The sequence below is a fragment of the Ruegeria sp. CE9 genome, assembly GCF_056537425.1.
Window position 1 is genome coordinate 424,767 of the sequence record NZ_JBQFRO010000001.1, and the last position, 19,862, is coordinate 444,628.

The window sequence follows — 19,862 nt, forward strand, 5'->3', positions numbered from 1 at the left end:
TCTAAGAAAGCTGTTCTTCGTTGCACTTACGGGCCATCTCCATGGCTTTGTAAGTGCCGGTCAGATCGACGGTAAAAGCGAACTCTTTTTCCGGAAATACCACCATGACCTTTTTCTTGGCCAGATCATCAGCGAACTGAGGATCGTCGGACAGGACATACCCGCCAGAATAGCCCTTGGTGATGTTCCCCTTCATGCCAGTGGCCTCACCAACGTAGATGTTGTCGCCGATCAGAATGGCCACGGCTTCTTTCTCGCCTTTCTTGATATTGGTCTTGGCCTTGGTGAAAACGCCCACGTAGCCAACACCGCGATCCTCGGTCAGGCCCATTTGGACAACGTTCTCCGAGTCATCAACCGCTTCGATCAGGCAGGATTTCTTATCCTGATCGATGAAGACTTTCCAGCCTTCAACCTCACCGTATTTCAGAAATGTATCAGCCCAACCGGCGCTGGCAGCCATCATGCCGATCGCCGTTCCCAGTGTAAGAATGCGTTTCAACTGTTTGTCTCCGCTTTGAAATATGCAGGGGTGATTCCGAGCGGTGCCCGGAACTGTTTGCAGGCTAGAGTGCCACTCGCAAACATTCAACAATTTGCGAATGTGAGTTCAGAATCGGCTTATTAGCGCTGGAAGATCATCTGCCAGCCCGCTTTTCATTGCTTCAAAGCTGACTATGTTGAACCCAAGCTAGGCCGGAGGTCTCAATGGAACGATTCGATAGCAGCCCGGAAATCGCATTGAAGTGGCACCGCGCTGGAAAAGGCGCCGCTTTGGCCACTGTGGTTGAGACCTGGGGCAGCGCGCCGCGGCGCGTTGGTGCGCAGTTGGTCATTGCGGGCGATGGCCGGATCGAAGGCTCGGTTTCCGGAGGCTGTGTTGAAGGGGCAGTGATTGTCGAAGCGTTAGAGGCTATCGACGAAGAAGAGGCCAGATTGCTGGAGTTTGGCGTCAGCGACGAAGACGCCTTTGCCGTTGGTCTGGCCTGCGGAGGAACGATCCGGGTGCTGGTTGAACCGGTCGGCAAGGTCCTGCCAGAAGCTATGCTCGCCGAGCTGGTCGCGGCACGCGCGCAGCGTGAGCCTGTGGCTTATGAGGTCAACGTTGAGACAGGCCATCGTGCATTGCGCCGTAACGCCTATGCCGAACGCTTGCGCATGGACAGGTCCGGGTTTGAAGAGGACGGTCAAACCTTTGTCGCCGTCCACAATCCACCGCTGCGTTTGATCGTGGTGGGGGCAGTGCATATCGCTCAGGCGCTGGTTCCGATGGCGCGGATCGCGGGCTATGACCCGGCGATCATTGACCCCCGAGAGGCATTTGCCTCGGACGCACGCTTTCCCGGGGAAACCATTCTGACGGATTGGCCGGATGAGGCTGTGTCTAAACTGGGCCTCGACACGCGCACAGCGCTTGTATTGCTGACCCACGACCCCAAACTGGATGACCCCGCGCTTCAGGCCGCGTTGGCAGCCAACGTGTTCTACATTGGCGCGCTCGGGTCCAAGCGTACCCATGCCAAGCGTGTAGACCGGATGAAGCAGGCTGGGTTCACCGACGATCAGATTTCCCGGATTCACGGACCGGTGGGGCTCGATATCGGAGCGGCCGACCCGTCCGAGATCGCGGTAGCGATTCTGGCGCAAATGACGGCGGTTCTGCGAGGTAAGGCGTGAAGTTTGGTCCGGTTCCTGTTTCCGACGCGACCGGAGCGATATTGGCCCATTCCGTCAAAGTGGGCGACCGGAAGCTTAGAAAGGGCATCGCGCTCTCGCCTGAACACATTACCGAGTTGCTGAAAGCCGGGTTGACCGAGGTTACGGTCGCCCGACTGGAGCAGGGCGATTGCCACGAAGATGAGGCCGCAAAGCTGCTTGCAGAAGCGCTTGTGCCAAACCCGGCGCAGACAAATTTGCGTGTTACCGAGGCATTTACGGGGCGGGTCAACCTTCTGGCGAATGGTCCGGGTGTTGCGGTGCTGGATACCGATGCCTTGCAAAAGTTCAATCAGGTCAATCCGATGATCACGGTTGCGACAGTGCCGCAGTATCAGCAAATGTCGGCAGGCGGCATGGTCGCAACGATCAAGGTTATTTCATATGCGGTGCCTCGATCTGATGTGGAAAACGCCGCAAGACAAACGCGGGATGCAATTCGATTTGTGGTTCCGACGTATCGGTCGGCAGGTCTCATCGTGACCGAGATCTCCGGCGGGCCTTCAAATGAAAAGGGTATTGCCGCCATTCGGGGGCGGGTCGAAGCTTTGGGGATGGAATTGTCCGATGTGCAGGTGGTCCCGCATCGGATGGATGATCTTACCGCCGCGCTTTCTTCTATTAGTGGCCAGATCGTGATGATCCTTACTGGATCCGCCACTTCCGACGAAAATGATGTAGCCCCCGCATCGGTGCGTGCTGCAGGGGGGAGTGTCGACCGATTTGGAATGCCAGTTGACCCCGGAAACTTGTTGTTTTTGGGGGCATCACGCGGCAGGCCGGTCATTGGTTTGCCCGGATGCGCCCGTTCCCCGGCACTGAATGGGGCGGATTGGGTTTTGTCGCGGGTGGCATGCGGGATCGAGACCACAGGCGCTGATATCGCCTCCATGGGGGTCGGAGGACTTCTAAAGGAAATCCCAACGCGCCCACAGCCACGTGCTGGTAAGGGCACGTGACGTTACGGCATATTTGCCCTTTTGTCCGCTTGCATCATCATCAGAAAGTTGAACGGCGAAGACGCAGAAAAATCAGGCAAATATTTTTGTTCTCAAACGAAATTTGCCGTGTTTAACTCGGGTTCAGAAAATAAGCCTAAAAGGGGAGAATCTTATGACCAAGGTCTCTATGACCGTGAACGGCGTCGCCGTCAGCGGTGATGTGGAAGGGCGGACTTTGTTGTCCGGATTTCTGCGCGACCACCTGAATTTGACTGGCACACATATAGGCTGCGACACCGCGCAATGCGGCGCTTGCGTCGTGCATGTCAACGGTGAAGCTGTCAAATCCTGCAACATGCTGGCACTGGAAGCCGATGGCGCCGATGTGGGCACGATCGAGGGGCAGGCGGCCGAAGATGGTACGCTGAACGTCATACAGCAGGCCTTTCAGGACCATCACGGTCTTCAGTGTGGATTTTGCACGCCGGGCATGGTGATGAGCGCTGCAGCGCTGTTGAAAGAGAACCCGCGCCCGACCGAAGGCGAGATTCGCAAATACCTTGAAGGCAATCTGTGCCGGTGCACAGGCTACCACAATATCGTCAAAGCGATCATGGCCGCATCGGGCCAGGACGTTTCCAGCATCGCCGCCGAATAAGGCGGGTAAGAATTTTCGACGAAAATTCTTTTCCAGGGAGGAGAACAAGCAATGCCCAAAGACAGTGGCATCGGAGCCAGTTCCAAGCGGCGCGAGGACGTACGCTTTCTGACCGGAGCAGGCAACTACACCGACGACATCAACGTACATGGCCAGGCCTATGTGCATTTTCTTCGGTCCGACATCGCACATGGCCGGATCAATTCAGTAGACACCTCGGCGGCAGAAGCCATGCCGGGCGTGGTCAAAGTTTTCACCGGCAAGGATTTTGAAGGCGTGGGCGGTATGCCCTGCGGCTGGGAAGTGACGGACCGGCACGGTGCTCCAATGCAGGAACCCCCGCATCCTATTCTGGCGCAGGGCAAGGTGCGCCATGTGGGTGACCCCATCGCAGCCGTTGTGGCGGACAGCCTCGAACTTGCACGCGATGCCGCTGAAGCAATCGAAGTGGACATCGAAGAGCTTCCCGCTGTGTTGGACATGAAGGCTGCGGCGCAGGATGGCGCGACGCTGGTTCATGACGATCTGAAGAACAACATCTGCTATGACTGGCACTTGGGCGAAGAAGACAATGACAAGGTCAACGCGGTCTTTGCCGATGCAGCCCACGTCACCACGCTGGATCTGGTCAACAACCGACTGGTTGCCAACCCGATGGAGCCGCGCGTGGCTGTGGCCGAATACAGCCGAGGCACAGATGAGTACACGCTCTACACCACCTCGCAAAACCCGCATGTAATCCGCCTGCTGATGTGCGCTTTTGTTCTGGGCCTGCCCGAGCACAAGGTTCGCGTGGTCGCCCCGGATGTAGGTGGCGGCTTTGGGACCAAAATCTTCCACTATGCGGAAGAGGCGTTCTGTACCTTCGCCGCCAAGGCCTGCAACCGCCCGGTCAAGTGGACCTCAAGCCGGTCCGAGGCGTTCATGTCAGATGCCCATGGACGAGATCACGTCACCACGATCGAGTTGGCACTGGATGCCGAGAACAATTTCATCGGCCTGCGCACAAATACCCATGCCAATCTTGGTGCGTATCTGTCGACCTTCTCCAGCTCGGTTCCGACTTGGCTGCACGGCACTCTGATGGCGGGCAACTACAAGACGCCAGTCATTCAGGTGAACGTGCGAGCGATGTTTACCAACACTGTGCCGGTGGATGCCTATCGTGGCGCTGGCCGTCCTGAGGCGACCTATCAATTGGAGCGTGTGATCGACAAGGCCGCGCGTGAGTTGGGCGTTGATCCGATTGCCCTGCGCCGTCAGAACTTTGTGACCCAGTTCCCCTATGACACGCCTGTGGCTCTGACCTATGACACCGGGGACTACAACGGGACGATGGACAAGCTTGAGGCTGCGGCTGATCTTTCGGGTTTTGCCGCACGTCGTTCGGCCAGTGAAGCCAAAGGCAAACTGCGCGGTCTGGGTATCAACTGCTATATTGAGGCCTGCGGTATCGCGCCGTCGAACATCGTCGGGATGCTGGGCGCGCGTGCCGGTCTTTATGACGCGGCGACTGTGCGGGTGAATGCTACCGGCTCGATCAGTGTCATGGTGGGTGCACACAGCCACGGGCAGGGGCATGAAACCGCCTTCCCGCAGGTTGTGGCCGACATGATTGGCATCGATGAGTCGATGGTTGAAATCGTGCATGGCGACACCTCGAAGATCCCGTTTGGCATGGGCACCTATGGCTCGCGTTCGCTGGCGGTTTGTGGCTCGGCCATGGTCAAAGCCACAGAGAAAGTGATCGACAAGGCCAAGAAGATCGCAGCCCACCTGCTGGAAGCGTCCGAGGCCGACATTGAGTTGAAGGGCGGTCAGTTCAGCGTAGCAGGTACCGACAAATCGGTGGCCTGGGGCGATGTGACCCTGACGGCTTATGTGCCGCACAACTTCCCGTTGGAGGTTGAGCCGGGGCTAGAGGAGACCGCGTTCTATGACCCGGCCAACTTCACTTTCCCTGCTGGCGCCTATGCCTGTGAGGTTGAGGTAGACCCAGAAACCGGTCAAGTCAGCATTGAAAAGTTCACTGCGGCGGATGACTTTGGCAACATCGTCAATCCGATGATCGTGGACGGCCAGGTGCATGGCGGCATCGGTCAAGGCATCGGTCAGGCGTTGCTGGAGAACTGCGCCTACGATGAGAACGGCCAATTGTTGAGCGCATCCTTCATGGATTACGCGATGCCGCGTGCTGATGATCTACCGTTTTATGCGGTCGACCATTCCAGCCAGACGCCATGCACCCACAATCCGCTGGGTGTGAAAGGCTGTGGCGAGGCTGGTGCGATTGGCTCGCCACCTGCCGTCGTCAACGCGGTTCTGGATGCGCTGAATTCGGGTGGTAAGGCTGTCGATCACATCGATATGCCGATGAGCCCGTCACGCGTTTGGACAGCGATGCATGGTTGAGAGGTTGGAATGCGAGGGGCCAGCCCCTCGCGCTCCCCTGGATATTTATAGCCAGATGAAGGGCGGATCCGCGCTTTTCGGAAAGGAAGAACGAAATGTACAATTTCGAGTTTGAGAAACCCTCGACCATTGCAGACGCGGTTGCTGCGTTGGGGGGCGAGGACGCGCAGGCGTTGGGGGGCGGGCAAACCCTGATCCCGACGATGAAGCAGCGGTTGGCAGCGCCATCCAAGCTGGTTTCGGTTAGCGGAATAGCCGAGATGAAAGGTGTCTGTATTGAGGATGATGGCTCGGTTGCCATCGGCGGGGCTACGACCCATGCAAATGTGGCAGCGGATGCAGCGGGTAGCTATCCGGCTTTGGCGGCTCTGGCTGGTCAGATCGGTGATCCGGCGGTACGCAATCGTGGCACGATTGGAGGATCGATCGCCAATAATGATCCCGCTGCTTGTTATCCGGCAGGTGTGCTGGGTTCAGGGGCAACGATCGTTACAAATTCGCGCCAGATTGCGGCTGACGATTTCTTTCAGGGCATGTTCACGACGTCCCTAGACGAAGGTGAGATCATCACCTCGGTGCGGTTCCCGGTTCCGCAAGTAGCAAGCTATCAGAAGTTTCTGCAGCCAGCGTCGCGGTTTGCTTTGGTCGGGGTTTATCTTGCCCGGTTTGCAGATGGCGTTCGGGTTGCTGTGACCGGGGCGAGCGAGGATGGCGTGTTCCGCTGGTCTGAGGCCGAAGAAGCCTTGGACAAAGAGTTTCGCACGGATGCGTTGATGGGTCTGCACATCAACCCGATGAACATGATCGCAGACCTGCACGGCAGCAAACAATATCGTGCACATTTGGTCAGCGTGATGACAAAACGAGCCGTTGAAGCCTGCAGCTAAGCGAATTCACAGCCAAATCGATAAGCCCCGGTGAGAGCCGGGGCTTTAGTCTTTTCTGATACGGGGCGGCTTGGCTGGCCGCCAATATGCACCGGTATCTTCTCGGGCCGTCTGATAACGTTCGACCCGGTCGCGGGCTGCTGACCCTCCGGCAGCAAAAAGGTGGCTAAGCAGGCATTCGAGCACGGCCATCGCCCCCGAAAAGCTGGAAAAATGATGCTGTGTGCGAGTGCTGATCGGTAGGACCAGATCCGGTTCTACCCCGGGGGCGATCACCTGGCTATCCGACAAAAGCACGATTTGCATGCCGCGTCTGCGGGCAAAGCGCATCGATTGGATGGTGTCCGAAGAATAGGGATGAACGGTGATGGCGAACAGGCAGTCTGACGTGTCTGCTTCGAGTAGATCATCGACTGCAGAGCCCATATGCCGTGGTATTAGTTGGAAGCCCGGGTGCGCCATTCGGCCTGCGTAATGGAAGTAATATGCAAGGGCATAGCTGGCCCGTGTCGCCGTTATGAAACAGCGATTTGCGGAAAGCATGCTGCTCACAATCTGTTGCATCACGTTTGGGTCGGCCAAACGCAGGGACCGGTTCACGACATTCAACTCGTTTTGCGCATACCCTGACTGCGCTGCTCCAAAGTCGTCAGTAGATCGTATCCGATCCAGCCAGTCTTGTCCGAGCCGATCCTCTCGGTCAGTAACAAGGGTTTGGCGAAAGGGGCGTCTGAAGGCCTCGAAACTGTCGAAACCCATTCGATGCGCCAGACGCACAAGGACATTCGAACTGACACCGATTTTATCAGCCGACACGCGAACCGGATCGAGCCCGAAGTCGCCCGGATGGTCGATGATGTATTTTGCAGCGGCCTGCATTTGCTGCGGCAGGGCGTCGATATTTGAACGGAGCTGCTCAGACAGTTGGGAGGTGGTGGACTGCATGTCACAATAAAAACATATGTTATGAAGAAAGGAAATTGAAAACAATGCGGAAGTGTTTAGCTCGGGATCAAAATAAGCAGGTGTCGGAATGTCGGAGATCGAGACTGTAGTAACCACGATACCTTATGTGTTGGTAGCCCCGAACGGGGCACGACGAGGACATGGGGATCACCCGGCTCTGCCGGTCTCAACGGATGAGATCGTTGCGACTGCAAGGGCATGCAGCATAGCGGGCGCAAACGGGCTTCATTTGCATGTTCGTGACACGGAAGGTTTGCACTCACTGGATGCAGGGCGGTATCGCGAGGCGATTGCAGAGTTGCGTGCAGCAGTGCTTGACATGGACATTCAGATCACGACCGAGGCCGCTGGTCTTTTTGACGTTCAAGCTCAGTTCGAATGTCTTCGAGATGTTCGCCCGGATTGGGCGTCGATTTCAGTGCGCGAGATCGCGCGGTCACCGGAACTTGCGCCAAAGGTCTATGCCCTCTGCGAGGATCAAGGGACACGGGTTCAGCATATCCTCTATGATGCTGAAGACGTTGCGTTACTGGTCCGTTGGCAGGAGAAAGGCGTGGTAAAACCGGATCAGGTTGAACGTCTGCTTGTTCTGGGTCGATACGCCACGGCGCAGGAATCCAGCCCGGAAGATCTGGATGCGTTTCCGAGGTCGAATGATCCCTGGATGGTTTGTGCGTTTGGTGGGCGGGAACATGCGTGCCTGCAAAAAGCAGCACAGCGCGGCGGCGATGTGCGCGTGGGGTTTGAGAACAGTCTTGCAGGCCCCGATGGACAAGCTTGGGCCGACAATGCCGCATCGGTCGCGGCGCTGATCGAACTTTTGAAAAGGACTTCGAAATGAGTCACGTATTTCCACGCCACACAAAAACCGATCTGCCAATCGCTGCCGGCGGAGACGGGTGTTACCTGATCGATTCTGATGGTCGCCGGTATCTGGATTGTGGCGATGCCGCAGTATCCTGTCTCGGCCATTCGAACGAACCGGTTATCAAGGCAGTGCAGGACCAGGTGGCGCAGATCGCGTTTGCGCATACCGGATTTATGACTTCGGAACCGGCTGAGGCTTTGGCGGATCTGTTGATCGAGCATGCGCCAGGTGATCTGGATCGGGTGTATTTTGTATCGGGTGGGTCCGAGGCGACCGAGGCTGCAATCAAACTGGCACGGCAATTCTTCTTGGAAACCGGCCAGCCCGAACGCCGTCATGTGATCGCGCGTCGGCAAAGCTATCACGGTAACACTCTGGGGGCGCTTTCGGCCGGTGGCAATGAATGGCGGCGTGCGCAGTTTGCACCGATGCTGATTGAGATGACCCATATTGCGCCCTGTTATGAATACGCCGAAAAGCCTGAGGGCGAGAGCAGCTTTGAATATGGTCAGCGCGTAGCGAATGAGTTGGAGATAGAAATTCTGCGTCTTGGGCCTGAAACGGTCATGGCCTTTATGGCCGAGCCAGTGGTCGGCGCGACGCTTGGGGCTGTTCCAGCGGTTGAGGGGTATTTCAAGCGTATCCGCGAGATTTGCGATCAATACGGCGTGCTGCTGATCCTAGACGAAGTGATGTGCGGCATGGGGCGCACAGGGCACTTGTTTGCCTGCGATCATGATGGTGTTTCCCCCGATATCCTGTGTATCGCCAAAGGGTTAGGGGCCGGTTATCAACCCATAGGAGCAATGCTGTGCTCGAGCCAGATCTATGATGCGATCCGGGACGGGTCAGGGTTTTTCCAACATGGTCACACCTATATCGGGCATCCGGTCGCGACGGCCGCTGCCTTGGCCGTTGTACAAGAGCTTACCTCTCGTGACCTGCCAGCGCGGGCCAGCGTGATGGGAGAAAAGCTGCAAGGCATGCTGGAAAACAGGTTTGGTCAGCATCCGAATATTGGGGATATTCGCGGGCGCGGCCTGTTTCGAGGGATTGAACTAGTCGCAGATCGCGACACGAAAACGCCGTTTGATCCATCGCGCGGCGTGGCGGGTAAGATTAAAAAGGCAGCCATGGCCGAGGGATTAATATGTTATCCGATGTCAGGCACGCGTGATGGACGCAACGGCGACCATATTCTGCTGGCTCCGCCGTTTATCATCGAAGATGACCAACTGACGGAGCTTGTAGACAAACTAGAGCAGGCGATCTTCTCGGTTGTTTGATCGACCCATGACACCAAGCAACAAAAAGCCCCTTCGATAGCGGAGGGGCTTTTGTCATTCTAATAAAAGAACGCTTACTTCTGCGGCAGCGGGCCGATCATCATGATCATCTGACGGCCTTCCATCTTGGGCATGTTCTCGATCTTGCCCAGATCCTTGACGTCCTCGGCCACACGCTCTAGCAGTTCACGGCCTAAGTTCTGGTGCGCCATTTCGCGACCACGGAACCGCAAGGTGACTTTCACTTTGTCGCCGTTTTCTAGAAACTTGAACACGTTGCGCATCTTGACGTCATAATCATGCGTATCGGTGTTGGGCCGGAATTTGACCTCTTTCACCTCGATGATCTTCTGCTTCTTTCGGGCTTCGCTTTCACGCTTCTGCTGTTCATACTTGAACTTGCCGAAATCCATGATTTTGCAGACCGGCGGGTTGGCGTTGGGCGAAATCTCAACCAGATCGAGGCCAACATCGGCGGCCATCTGCATGGCTTTCGCGGGATGAACCACCCCGACATTTTCACCTTCGGCGCCAATCAGGCGAATTTCGGGAGCACGGATCTTGTCATTGACGCGCGGGCCGGTATCTCGCTGTGGCGGCGCGTTGTGAGGTCTGCGGGCTATGGGTTCATTCCTTTGATGATTGCAGAATTTCGAGCCCGGAATTTAGACCGGGCTGTTGATCGTTTCAAGCGGCATAAACACCAGCCAGCAGGAAAAATCCGGGTATCTGGGGGTATTTACGCTGTCCGGGCATCAAAATGCCGGGCCGCGATACGTGTTTAGCCCACAAAGGCCTTTTCGATCACGAACTCCTTGGGGTCGGAATTGGCGCCTTCACGTAAGCCGAACTCTTCAAGGATCGCTTTTATATCGTGGTTGAACGCAAGGCTGCCGCAGACCATGGCGCGGTCGGTATCCGGCTTGATGCCGCCTTCGATGCCCAGATCAGCAAATACAGTGCCATCCTTCAGCAACTCGGTAATGCGGCCCATCTTGGGGCTCTCTTCCCGAGTTGTGGTTGGGTAATAGCGGATTTTGTCGGCAAAGCCTTCACCGATCAATTCAGCCAGCAACTCGTCCTGCTTGATGCCTTCGATCAGTTCGCGACCATAATCCAGCTCAGCCACATCGCGGCAGGTGTGGGTGATGATGACCTCGTCATAATCCTCATAGGTCTGCGGTTCGCGCAGCAGCGAGGCGAAAGGTGCAAAGCCGGTACCCGTGGCGAAGAACCAGATGCGTTTGCCGGGCAGCAACGCGTCATGGACCAGTGTGCCCACGGGCTTGGGCCGCAGGATAATCTGATCGCCGGGCTGGATGTGCTGCAGTTTTGAGGTCAGCGGGCCGTCCTGCACCTTGATCGAATAGAACTCCAGCTCTTCGTCCCACGAAGGCGAGGCGATCGAATAAGCACGTAGCAAGGGTTTGCCGTTTTCGCCCAGCAGGCCGATCATCACAAACTCACCCGAGCGAAAGCGCAACGAGGCCGGACGCGATACTTTGAACGAGAACAGGCGGTCTGTCCAATGCTTCACATCGGTCACAGTCTGGGCGTCCGGCAGAACGGGGGCCTTTACGGCGGTTGCTTCACTCACGGGTTTCATCTCTGTCATCGTTTTCTCTGCCGGTGAGGTAAACCGACATCTCCGTTTAATCTTTGATCCAAGTCAGGAAAAGGGGCAGATTGCCCCTTTCGCATCACAAGCTGGCCATAGTGGCTTCAGCCACGCAGTCGGGCCTGATAGTTGTTCTCTTGCCAATTGGCGCGGGCTAGCCACTGATCTTCGGGTTGGCGGTTTGCCAGCGCGTGGTCGATTTCAACCTCGTCAAAGCCACTGCGGCGTGCCATGGCGTATTGGTCCGCCAGCACGTGGCCTTTGGCGCGAAGGCGTCCTTTGAATCCTTTTAGCCGCAACACGCGCGCTATGGTAAAGCCGCGCCCGTCAGCAGAAGAAGGAAAATCGACACGCACCATCTGGGCCGAGCCCAAGCGATCGATCAATTCATCCGGATCCGTATCCGATGTCACGTCCAACGCAACAACATCATTGGCCGCGTCGTCCAATGTGACAAAGCCGTCGGTCCAATCATCTGGCGAAAAGCCCTCGTCATTTACGATTACGTTCATGTTTTCTCTCCGATGCGCACCATTTTTCCGTCAACAAAATGGATGCCGCATTCTTCCTTGTTCTGATCGCGCCAACGTCCCGAGCGCGGGTCTTCGCCTTCTTTAACCGGAGATGTGCAAGGCGCACAGCCGATCGAAGGGTATCCTTTGGCCACAAGCGGATGCCGGGGCAGGTTGTTTTCGTCCATATAGGTACGAACGTCTTCTGGTGCCCAATGGGCCAGCGGGTTGACTTTGATCCGGCCCGTGCCGTCTTCAACCTCGAAGAACTCAAGCGCCGCACGCGTGCCAGCCTGAAACCGTTTGCGCCCAGTAATCCAGCCGCAGTACCCAGACAACGCCTGTTGCAGAGGAAACGTCTTGCGCAGGTTACAGCAGGCGTCGGTATCACGCAGGTGCAAGGCACCATAGGGATCATCACGCTGAACATCATCCTCATCCGCACGGATGATTTTGACATTGGTCAGCCCCAGACGCTCACTGACTTCATGCTGGTATTCCAGCGTTTCGGCAAAAAGCATCTGCGTGTCGATGAACAGAACCGGCGTGGTTTTATCAACCACCGCCGCCATATGCAGCAACACCACCGATTCCGCGCCAAAACTTGAGACTAGCGCAAGTTCCTCGATCTCTTGGATCGCGCCGTGCATTACGTCATGGGCACTATGGTGTTTGAACTGGGCATTCAGCGCGTTGACTTTTTCAGTCAGCTCGCGCCTATCGCTACCCAGTTCTGTCTGGATCAGGTCAAGCGGCATTGGCCTGCGCCTCGGGGTAAAGCACAGCTTTGAACGGTGCCATGCCAACGCGACGATAGGTTTCGAGGAAGGTCTCCTCGGCACTTTCGCGCAGCTCCAGATAGGCTTCGACGATGCGCTCAACGGCTGGAACGATCTCATCATAGGCAAAGCCGGGGCCGGTACGATCGCCAATTGCCGCTGTCTCGGTCGCGTCACCGCCCAGAGTAATCTGGTAGTTTTCTACGCCGGCGCGATCCAGACCCAGGATGCCGATATGACCCACATGGTGGTGACCACAGGCGTTGATGCAGCCCGAGATCTTGATCTTCAGGTGGCCGATATCATGCTCCAGTTTCATGTCCTCAAACCGGGTCGCAATTTCCTGAGCAACCGGGATTGAACGGGCCGTTGCAAGCGCGCAGTAATCCATGCCGGGGCAGGCGATGATGTCGCTGATCAGCCCGATATTGGCTGTGGCCAGTTCGTGCTCTTTCAGCTTGGCGTGGATCGCGGGCAGGTCCGATTTGTGGACATGCGGTAGGATCACGTTCTGTTCATGGCTGATGCGCAGCTCGTCATAGGCGAACTCTTCAGCCAGGTCGGCCATCACGCGCATCTGCTCAGCCGTAGCATCGCCCGGCGTTGCGCCGTGCTTCTTGATCGAGATCGTGGCAATCGCGTGGTCCGCGTTTTTGTGCGGCGCGATGTTGGTGTCGACCCATGACCGGAAGACCGGATCGTTCGTATAGGCGCTTTCGAACGAGGCAACGGATCCTTCGCGGAAAGCAGGCGGGGCAAAGTGGCCCTTGATCTCTTCAAGCAGGTTCATATCGGCGCCTTTGAATTGCGGGCGCACTTGGAGGAAGCGCTCGTTAACCTTGGCGCGGATGGCATCAATGCCGTGCTCATGCACGGTGATCTTGATGCGCGCTTTGTACTTGTTGTCACGGCGACCGATCTGGTTCCAGACGGATACGGTGGCTTCCAAGTAAGCCAGCAGGTCGTCAAACGCGACGAAGTCCGACAGTTCCTTGCCGATCATCGGAGTACGGCCAAGACCACCGCCAACGATAACACGCGCGCCAAGAACACCGTCACGTTCAACCAGTTGCAGGCCGATGTCATGCGCTTTGATCACGGCGCGGTCGTTCTCAGACCCGGTAATTGCGATCTTGAACTTACGCGGCATGAACTGGAATTCGGGGTGGTCGGTCGACCACTGCCGCAGCAGTTCGGCATAGGGGCGCGGATCGGCGACCTCGTCCGCCGCGGCACCGGCAAAATGATCGGCGGTCACATTGCGGATGGTGTTGCCCGAGGTTTGTATGGCGTGCATGCCAACCTCAGCCAGCGCGTCCAGCATATCCGGTACATCGTTCAGTTTCGGCCAGTTGTACTGGATGTTCTGACGGGTGGTGAAATGGCCATAACCCTTGTCCCACTTCTCGGCGAGCAAGGCGAGTTGACGCATCTGTGCGCTGGACAGCGTGCCATAAGGAATGGCAACGCGCAGCATGTAGGCGTGCAGCTGCAGATACAGGCCGTTCATCAAGCGCAGGGGCTTAAATTCGTCTTCGGTTAGTGAGCCGTCGATGCGACGCTCAACCTGCGCCCGGAACTGCGCGTTGCGTTCTGCCAAAAATGCTGTGTCGAACTCGGAGTAGCGATACATGTTTAGCTGTCCTTAGTTGCAGCCCCGGATCCGGGGCCTTGAAGGGGAGAGAGAGGCCAGAGATCAGGCCCGGGGCTGCGGGGAAGTTTCCTGTTTGCCGTGGGCATAGTTGGACGGACCAGTCCGGCGGAAGTCTTCCCGAAAATGGGTGGGCTCGGGGCCGTTTTCACCGGCCACCGCGTCAGCGAGATAGGCGCCAACGATCTTATTGGCCTGACGCGCGGCATCCAGCAGACGAACCTGCGCATGCGCTTCATCGGTGATCAGCTCGGCCTCGGACAACTCACGCGACCAGCGGTCATCCTCGGTTTGATAAATCACATCGCCTTCCAACAAGTCGTTGGCGGTGACGACTTTGGGGGTAAAAGCGCGAGCCATCAGGCAAACTCCTTATGAAATACCGTGACAATCTGCAGATTGAGTGCAGCGCGGGCAAAGCCCGGCTTGCGTGTGCATTTAATTGACTGTTTGACCTGCATTGGATCATCTCGTGGCTGAATTGACTTGTTTGCCAATATAGGAAATATTCCCGGTAAATCGCCATATGTGCCGTCAAATAAGAACGTTTGTTCTGAAAGTGGCAGCGCGTGGAACCCGTGTCCTGAATTGAAGGGAAAATTGGAATGTCGGTGCGGATAGACGACACAGATCGGAAAATTCTAGCCGAGCTGCAACGCGATGCGAGCCAGTCGCTTGACGAAATCGCGGCCCGAGTGGGCAGTTCGAAGACCCCGGTTTGGAATCGTATTCGCAAGCTTAGAGGGGCGGGTGTTATTGGTCAGCAAACCGTATTGCTGGACGCCGAAGCGCTGGGGTTCGAAGCCACATTTTTTGTATTGATCCGCACGTCCGAGCATGAAGCGGAATGGCAGCAGAAGTTCTTGAAAGCGCTGCGCGATAGACCTGAAGTTCAGGAGGCTCATCGTCTGGCAGGCGACATCGATTATATCCTGAAAGTCCGAGTCAGGAATGCGCGCGCCTATGATGCGTTTTATCAGGCTCTGATATCTGAGGTGCGGGTGCACAACGTTACCGCTTTGTTGTCTATGGAAGAGATCAAATCGACCACGATGTTGCCTCTAAAGCCTGCTGGATAGAGTGAAGCGTTTATGGGGGCTCTGCCCCCGTCGCCTAAGGGCGACTCCCCCCGGGATATTTTTAGCCAGATGAAGAGTGGATCAGTCTTTGAGTGACGCGTAGTACCTTACGCGCGATGGGTTCTTAGGTTTGAACCATCAGTTTTGATAGCCCGTGGAAATGATAGGTGTCTGCGTATTGTGGCCCATCAGATAGTTCCAGATTTGGATACCGCTGGAACAGGATTGGAAGCGCAATCCGCATCTCAAGCAGTGCCAAGGGGGCGCCTACGCAGAAGTGCAGCCCTCCGCCGAAGCTGGTATTGGCGCTGATGTTGCGCACCGGATCGAACGCGTTGTGTCGGTCCCAGACAACAGGGTCGCGATTGGCAGCCCCCAAGAGTAGTGCAACCTCGTCGCCACGCGAGAAACGGTGTCCAAAAATCTCAACATCTTCGTAGGCGTAGCGCCGAAACATATGGAGCGGCGGATCGAACCGCAGTATTTCCTCGACCAACCCGTCGATGGTGTCAGGCGACAAGGCAAGTTGCTGGGTGTTTGTTGCAAGTATCGTTTTCACGCCGTTGCCGATGGCATGAACCGTCGCTTCGTGACCGGCGTTGAGCAAGAGAATGCACGTTGTGATCAGTTCGTCGCGCGAGAGTTTCTCGCCATCTTCCTCTGCGACGATCAATCGGGTGATCAGATCGTCACGAGAGTCCTTGCGCCGCAATTCAACATAGTTTTCGAGATAAGTGGTGAATTCTTGCGTTGCCCGTACGGCCTCATCTTCGGTTTTACGCGTGCGGTTGGCTTGGTACATCGCAACCATGGCGTGCGACCAATGCAGCAACTGCGGCGCCATGTTCTCGGGGACGCCTAGCAGGCGACAGATCGTGATAACCGGAACCTGCGTGCAGTAGGCTTGCAGCAGGTCAAAGGGACCTTCGGGGAATTTACCGATCAAATCTTGGCACAACTGTACGATCGATGGTTCCAGAGCGGTGATTGCGCGCGAAGTGAACGCCCGCAGGACCAATGACCGTAACCTGGTGTGTCGAGGTGGTTCGAGTTCCAGCATGGAATGAGACTCGACTTTGAGCCACGGCGCAAGATGGCTTGCGCCCGGTTTCGCGAGCTCTGCGGGAACTTCGCGCCCGAAGCGCCGATCTTTGAGGAATGATTGCACCGCTTTGTGAGAAACGGCTGCAACGATGCCGTAGTCCTCCCAATAGAACAGATCGCCAGACTGACGCGCCCGGTCATAAAACGGGTAGGGGTTTTGCACGAATGCGGGATCGGTCGGTGATTGGGCCAGTGTCTTCATGCGCTGCAGACTTGCCATGGGCGCCGCTGAATGCAAGACCCTAGATATGCAACGTTTTTGGATTATCGCAGGTTTCTGTTGTGCGGTTGCCCTGCTGTCGGCGGCAGTCTGGACATACGGGTATCGCCAAGCCTTGTCGCAGCTAAGCGAAAAAGCTGAGGCCGACCTTGAATTGGCTGCAGACCGTTTGAGCACCCAGATGCAAGTCTATCAGGAAGTGGCTGCATTGATGGCGGATCATCCCGCTTTGCTGGCGCTTGACGGTCCGGATCAACAGCTGGCGGCCCGAAATGTGCTGTTGGAGGTCGCAGACAAAACGGCCGCAGTGAACGTGATGTATCTGGACACGGAAGGTCAGGTTCTGGCGGCGGCCCAACCCGTGGCGCGGCGCGATATGTCTGCGCATCCCGCGTTTGAGCGGGCTATGCAAGGCGCACTAGGAAGCGCGCATGGCGTAGATGAGGCGAGCGGTGATCGCATCTACTCATATGCGGCACCCGCGTTTCTTGATACAGGGCAGATTCTGGGCGCGCTGATGGTATTGGCAGATGTGCAGGATGTTGAACAGACCTGGCGTGGCAGCACCGATGCTGTGTTTTTTGTTGATGCCGACGGGGTCGTGTTTATCTCGAACCGCTCGGATTTGTTGCTCTGGAACCGCGTTGAGGGTCAACAAGGCCTGACTTCACCCCAAGGAGAGAATGTTGATTTTGCTTCGACCAATGTAGCGGGTCATGAGGTTTGGACACTTAATTGGGGTCGCTATCTCCCACGACGTGCTTTGCACCTGACACTAGAACTGCCCGTTATTGCGATGACTGCGGAAATGCTGGTGGATGTGGCCCCTGCGCGCCGATTGGCGGGTTTGCAGGCAGCGGCAGTTGCGGCCATCTGTTTTGCATTCGGTGCGCTGCTGTTTTTGGCCTCGGAGCGTCGGCGAACGCTGGCCGAAGCTAACATGGTGCTGGAAAGCCGGGTGGCTCAGCGGACCAGGGCGTTGACGGCTGCCAATTCGGCGCTGCGTCGTGAAGTCGTCGAGCGCGAAGAAGCGGAGGCGGCGCTTAAACAGGCGCAGGCTGATCTGGTGCAGGCTGGCAAGCTGAGCGCGTTGGGCAAGATGTCGGCAGGTATCAGCCACGAGTTAAATCAGCCTCTGATGGCGATTCAACAATTCGCTGATAACGGGTCTGCCTTTCTAGAGCGCGGAAAGGACGAGAAAGCGGGTGAAAACTTGGGTCGCATCTCGGATATGGCCGCCCGAATGGCGCGGATCATCAAGAACCTGCGCGCCTTTGCGAGAAATGAAAGCGAACCGATGGGACGCGTAGATCTGGTTCAGGTGCTCAATGCGGCCACCGAACTAGCCGAAGTTCGGCTGCGCGATGATAACGTGGAACTGGAATGGCTGCCCCCGAAGGATGCCGTTTACGCCTGGGGTGGCGAGGTCCGTCTGGTACAGGTGTTCGTCAACCTTATTAACAATGCGGCGGATGCGATGGCCGATCGGACGATGCGCAAGATTTCAGTTTCGCTTATAGCGGGCAAGCCCATCCGTGTTTCGGTCCGTGACACGGGCCCGGGCATCGAAGACCCTGATCGGATGTTCGAGCCCTTCTATACCACAAAAACAGTGGGTTCATCTGAGGGCATGGGATTGGGATTGTCCATTTCCTATGGATTGGTTCAGAGCTTTGGGGGGGACATTCGCGGTTCAAACACCGAGGACGGTGCTGAGTTCACGGTTGAGTTGGAGCCTTACGCAGAGGATGAGGCAGCATGATCCGCAAAGTGCTTTTGGTTGACGATGACGCTGCCGTACGTGAGGCATTGGCCCAGACACTCGAATTGGCTGATTATCAGCCGGTTTCGGCTGGGTCTTTTGTGGCCGCCAAGGATCATATTCATCGCGAGTTTGATGGGGTGATCATATCGGATATCCGCATGCCTGGGCGCGACGGGTTTCATCTGCTGTCCTTTGCGCGTGAAGTGGATCCGGAGCTACCTGTGGTTTTGCTGACCGGCGAAGGGGATATTCCGATGGCTGTTCAGGCCATGGGGCAGGGAGCATTTGATTTTCTTGAAAAGCCTTGCGCTGCTGCTGACCTGCTCGGTGTGCTCGAACGCGCCTTCGCTGCGCGCGCGGAGGTTCTGCACGAGCGTGAGCAGCGGCGCGAGCTTGAACGTGGTGATCCCGCGGCGCGCATGCTGTTTGGCTTGTCCGATCAGGCCGAGGCCTTGCGCGAACGCGTGCGCAGCGTAGCGCCCACGCATGCCGAAGTACTGGTGACCGGTCCGGCGGGCAGTGGGATATCGAAGGTGGCAGAGGTGGTCCACCTGATGTCGCCGGTTGGGCAGGGGCCATTTGTCAAACGCCCGGCCTCAGGTCTGAACCCGGATGATCTGCTGCGTGTCTGCGCAGACGCTGCGGGAGGGTCGCTGTTTCTAGATGAGGTCTCGGCGATGACAGATGCAACGCAGTTTGCAGCGCTGGAGATGATCGAGCAGGGGGCAGATGTCAGGATTATTGCGGGGGCAACAGCCGATTTGTCCGACCTTTGCGCGCAGGGAAGGTTCAATGCGGACCTGTTCTATCGGTTGGATGTTATGCGCGTGCGTATCCCAGCGCTATCAGAGCGCCCCGAAGATATCCCCATTATCTTTCGTCGTTACGTTGCGCAGGCGGCAGAACAAGCCGGAATTGCCGAACCTGAAGTAACACCCGAGCATCTGGCCTCGTTGATGGCGCAGGATTGGCCGGGCAATGCGCGTTCTCTGATGTCGGCGGCCATGCGGTTTGTGCTGGGAATGCCGGACGAGGTGGCTCAGGCCAACGATCTGGGGTTGAGCGAGCAATTGGCGCGGGTCGAAAGGTCTTTGCTGATCGCGGCTCTTGGGCGCCACAATGGTAAGGCTGCAGATGCGGCCAAGGCGCTGAAGCTGCCGCGCAAGACTTTCTATGACAAGCTGGCCCGTTATCACATCCGACCAGAAGACTATCGCCGCTAGCGAAATTCTCCCGCCAGCTTTTTTCAGTATTTATCATACTGGCAAAGCCGTCGGGCCCGGCAGCCCGCAGGGCGGGCTGCGGTTGCGCGCTGTTACTTATGTGCGATTCGGAAGGTGTGATTCGAAATTTGTGCGGAATCCCGCACAGGGCGCACTTTGCCTGTGCGGAAATTCGCA

At 56.9% G+C, this 19,862-nt stretch carries 19 protein-coding genes; 10 read left to right on the forward strand and 9 right to left on the reverse strand.

What is annotated here, in order from left to right; all coding sequences use genetic code 11:
* Position 1 precedes the first annotated feature (1 nt).
* A complete protein-coding gene (locus ACR0B3_RS02100; RefSeq protein ID WP_170719326.1) occupies positions 2-502 on the reverse strand; it encodes a hypothetical protein in 501 nt (166 codons plus the stop codon).
* Positions 503-708: 206 nt separating this feature from the next.
* Here ACR0B3_RS02100 and ACR0B3_RS02105 point away from each other — a divergent pair, with 206 nt between their 5' ends.
* The 5 genes from ACR0B3_RS02105 to ACR0B3_RS02125 all read left to right on the forward strand — a co-directional run bounded on the left by ACR0B3_RS02105 (position 709) and on the right by ACR0B3_RS02125 (position 6,614).
* On the forward strand, positions 709-1,677 hold the full coding sequence (locus ACR0B3_RS02105) for an XdhC family protein (protein ID WP_480807650.1): 969 nt from the start codon (positions 709-711) through the stop codon (positions 1,675-1,677).
* Positions 1,674-2,675: a molybdopterin-binding protein gene (locus tag ACR0B3_RS02110; RefSeq protein WP_480807651.1), complete on the forward strand. Its 1,002-nt coding sequence runs from the start codon at positions 1,674-1,676 to the stop codon at positions 2,673-2,675. Before ACR0B3_RS02105 ends, ACR0B3_RS02110 begins: the two co-directional genes overlap by 4 nt.
* Before the next feature lie 154 nt (positions 2,676-2,829).
* Positions 2,830-3,315, forward strand: coding sequence for a (2Fe-2S)-binding protein (locus tag ACR0B3_RS02115; protein ID WP_170684141.1), 486 nt, complete (start codon positions 2,830-2,832; stop codon positions 3,313-3,315).
* A 51-nt stretch (positions 3,316-3,366) separates the two neighbouring features.
* Positions 3,367-5,727 carry a xanthine dehydrogenase family protein molybdopterin-binding subunit gene (locus tag ACR0B3_RS02120; RefSeq protein WP_480807652.1) on the forward strand — a complete coding sequence of 787 codons (2,361 nt, stop codon included), beginning with the start codon at positions 3,367-3,369 and terminating at the stop codon, positions 5,725-5,727.
* A 95-nt stretch (positions 5,728-5,822) separates the two neighbouring features.
* A complete protein-coding gene (locus ACR0B3_RS02125; RefSeq protein ID WP_480807653.1) occupies positions 5,823-6,614 on the forward strand; it encodes an FAD binding domain-containing protein in 792 nt (263 codons plus the stop codon).
* A 45-nt stretch (positions 6,615-6,659) separates the two neighbouring features.
* Here the strand turns inward: ACR0B3_RS02125 and ACR0B3_RS02130 are convergent, their stop codons facing one another.
* Positions 6,660-7,559, reverse strand: a complete 900-nt coding sequence (locus ACR0B3_RS02130; protein WP_480807654.1) for a MurR/RpiR family transcriptional regulator — start codon at positions 7,557-7,559, stop codon at positions 6,660-6,662.
* 88 nt (positions 7,560-7,647) lie between these two features.
* Here ACR0B3_RS02130 and ACR0B3_RS02135 point away from each other — a divergent pair, with 88 nt between their 5' ends.
* Together ACR0B3_RS02135 and ACR0B3_RS02140 are read left to right on the forward strand one after the other, a co-directional pair.
* Positions 7,648-8,421, forward strand: a complete 774-nt coding sequence (locus ACR0B3_RS02135; RefSeq protein WP_480807655.1) for a beta-keto acid cleavage family enzyme — start codon at positions 7,648-7,650, stop codon at positions 8,419-8,421.
* The gene (locus ACR0B3_RS02140; RefSeq protein WP_480807656.1) at positions 8,418-9,734 is read left to right on the forward strand and encodes an aspartate aminotransferase family protein; all 1,317 of its coding nucleotides are present in this window, start codon (positions 8,418-8,420) and stop codon (positions 9,732-9,734) included. Before ACR0B3_RS02135 ends, ACR0B3_RS02140 begins: the two co-directional genes overlap by 4 nt.
* 74 nt (positions 9,735-9,808) lie before the next feature.
* On the opposite strand, the gene infC is transcribed toward ACR0B3_RS02140, so the two are convergent.
* The 6 genes from infC to ACR0B3_RS02170 all read right to left on the reverse strand — a co-directional run bounded on the left by infC (position 9,809) and on the right by ACR0B3_RS02170 (position 14,654).
* The gene (infC, locus tag ACR0B3_RS02145; protein WP_310793657.1) at positions 9,809-10,399 is read right to left on the reverse strand and encodes a translation initiation factor IF-3; all 591 of its coding nucleotides are present in this window, start codon (positions 10,397-10,399) and stop codon (positions 9,809-9,811) included.
* A 116-nt stretch (positions 10,400-10,515) separates the two neighbouring features.
* Positions 10,516-11,349 carry a ferredoxin--NADP reductase gene (locus tag ACR0B3_RS02150; RefSeq protein WP_480807657.1) on the reverse strand — a complete coding sequence of 278 codons (834 nt, stop codon included), beginning with the start codon at positions 11,347-11,349 and terminating at the stop codon, positions 10,516-10,518.
* 107 nt (positions 11,350-11,456) lie between these two features.
* The gene (locus ACR0B3_RS02155) at positions 11,457-11,864 is read right to left on the reverse strand and encodes a DUF934 domain-containing protein (RefSeq protein WP_480807658.1); all 408 of its coding nucleotides are present in this window, start codon (positions 11,862-11,864) and stop codon (positions 11,457-11,459) included.
* The gene (locus ACR0B3_RS02160) at positions 11,861-12,622 is read right to left on the reverse strand and encodes a phosphoadenylyl-sulfate reductase (protein ID WP_480807659.1); all 762 of its coding nucleotides are present in this window, start codon (positions 12,620-12,622) and stop codon (positions 11,861-11,863) included. The genes ACR0B3_RS02155 and ACR0B3_RS02160 overlap by 4 nt, the downstream gene beginning before the upstream one ends.
* On the reverse strand, positions 12,612-14,276 hold the full coding sequence (locus ACR0B3_RS02165) for a nitrite/sulfite reductase (RefSeq protein WP_480807660.1): 1,665 nt from the start codon (positions 14,274-14,276) through the stop codon (positions 12,612-12,614). The genes ACR0B3_RS02160 and ACR0B3_RS02165 overlap by 11 nt, the downstream gene beginning before the upstream one ends.
* A gap of 63 nt (positions 14,277-14,339) precedes the next feature.
* On the reverse strand, positions 14,340-14,654 hold the full coding sequence (locus ACR0B3_RS02170; RefSeq protein WP_480807661.1) for a DUF2849 domain-containing protein: 315 nt from the start codon (positions 14,652-14,654) through the stop codon (positions 14,340-14,342).
* Between the two features lie 245 nt (positions 14,655-14,899).
* On the opposite strand from ACR0B3_RS02170, the gene ACR0B3_RS02175 reads away from it, so the two are divergent.
* Positions 14,900-15,373, forward strand: coding sequence for an Lrp/AsnC family transcriptional regulator (locus tag ACR0B3_RS02175; protein WP_480807662.1), 474 nt, complete (start codon positions 14,900-14,902; stop codon positions 15,371-15,373).
* 124 nt (positions 15,374-15,497) lie between these two features.
* Here ACR0B3_RS02175 and ACR0B3_RS02180 read toward each other — a convergent pair whose 3' ends face one another.
* Positions 15,498-16,679 (reverse strand): cytochrome P450, encoded by a 1,182-nt coding sequence (locus ACR0B3_RS02180; RefSeq protein WP_480808013.1) that lies wholly within the window; start codon positions 16,677-16,679, stop codon positions 15,498-15,500.
* Between the two features lie 46 nt (positions 16,680-16,725).
* Here ACR0B3_RS02180 and ACR0B3_RS02185 point away from each other — a divergent pair, with 46 nt between their 5' ends.
* Both ACR0B3_RS02185 and ACR0B3_RS02190 read left to right on the forward strand, forming a co-directional pair.
* Entirely contained in the window at positions 16,726-18,459 is a 1,734-nt protein-coding gene (locus ACR0B3_RS02185) for a sensor histidine kinase (protein ID WP_480807663.1), read from the forward strand.
* Positions 18,456-19,685 carry a sigma-54-dependent transcriptional regulator gene (locus ACR0B3_RS02190; protein ID WP_480807664.1) on the forward strand — a complete coding sequence of 410 codons (1,230 nt, stop codon included), beginning with the start codon at positions 18,456-18,458 and terminating at the stop codon, positions 19,683-19,685. Before ACR0B3_RS02185 ends, ACR0B3_RS02190 begins: the two co-directional genes overlap by 4 nt.
* Positions 19,686-19,862 lie beyond the last annotated feature (177 nt).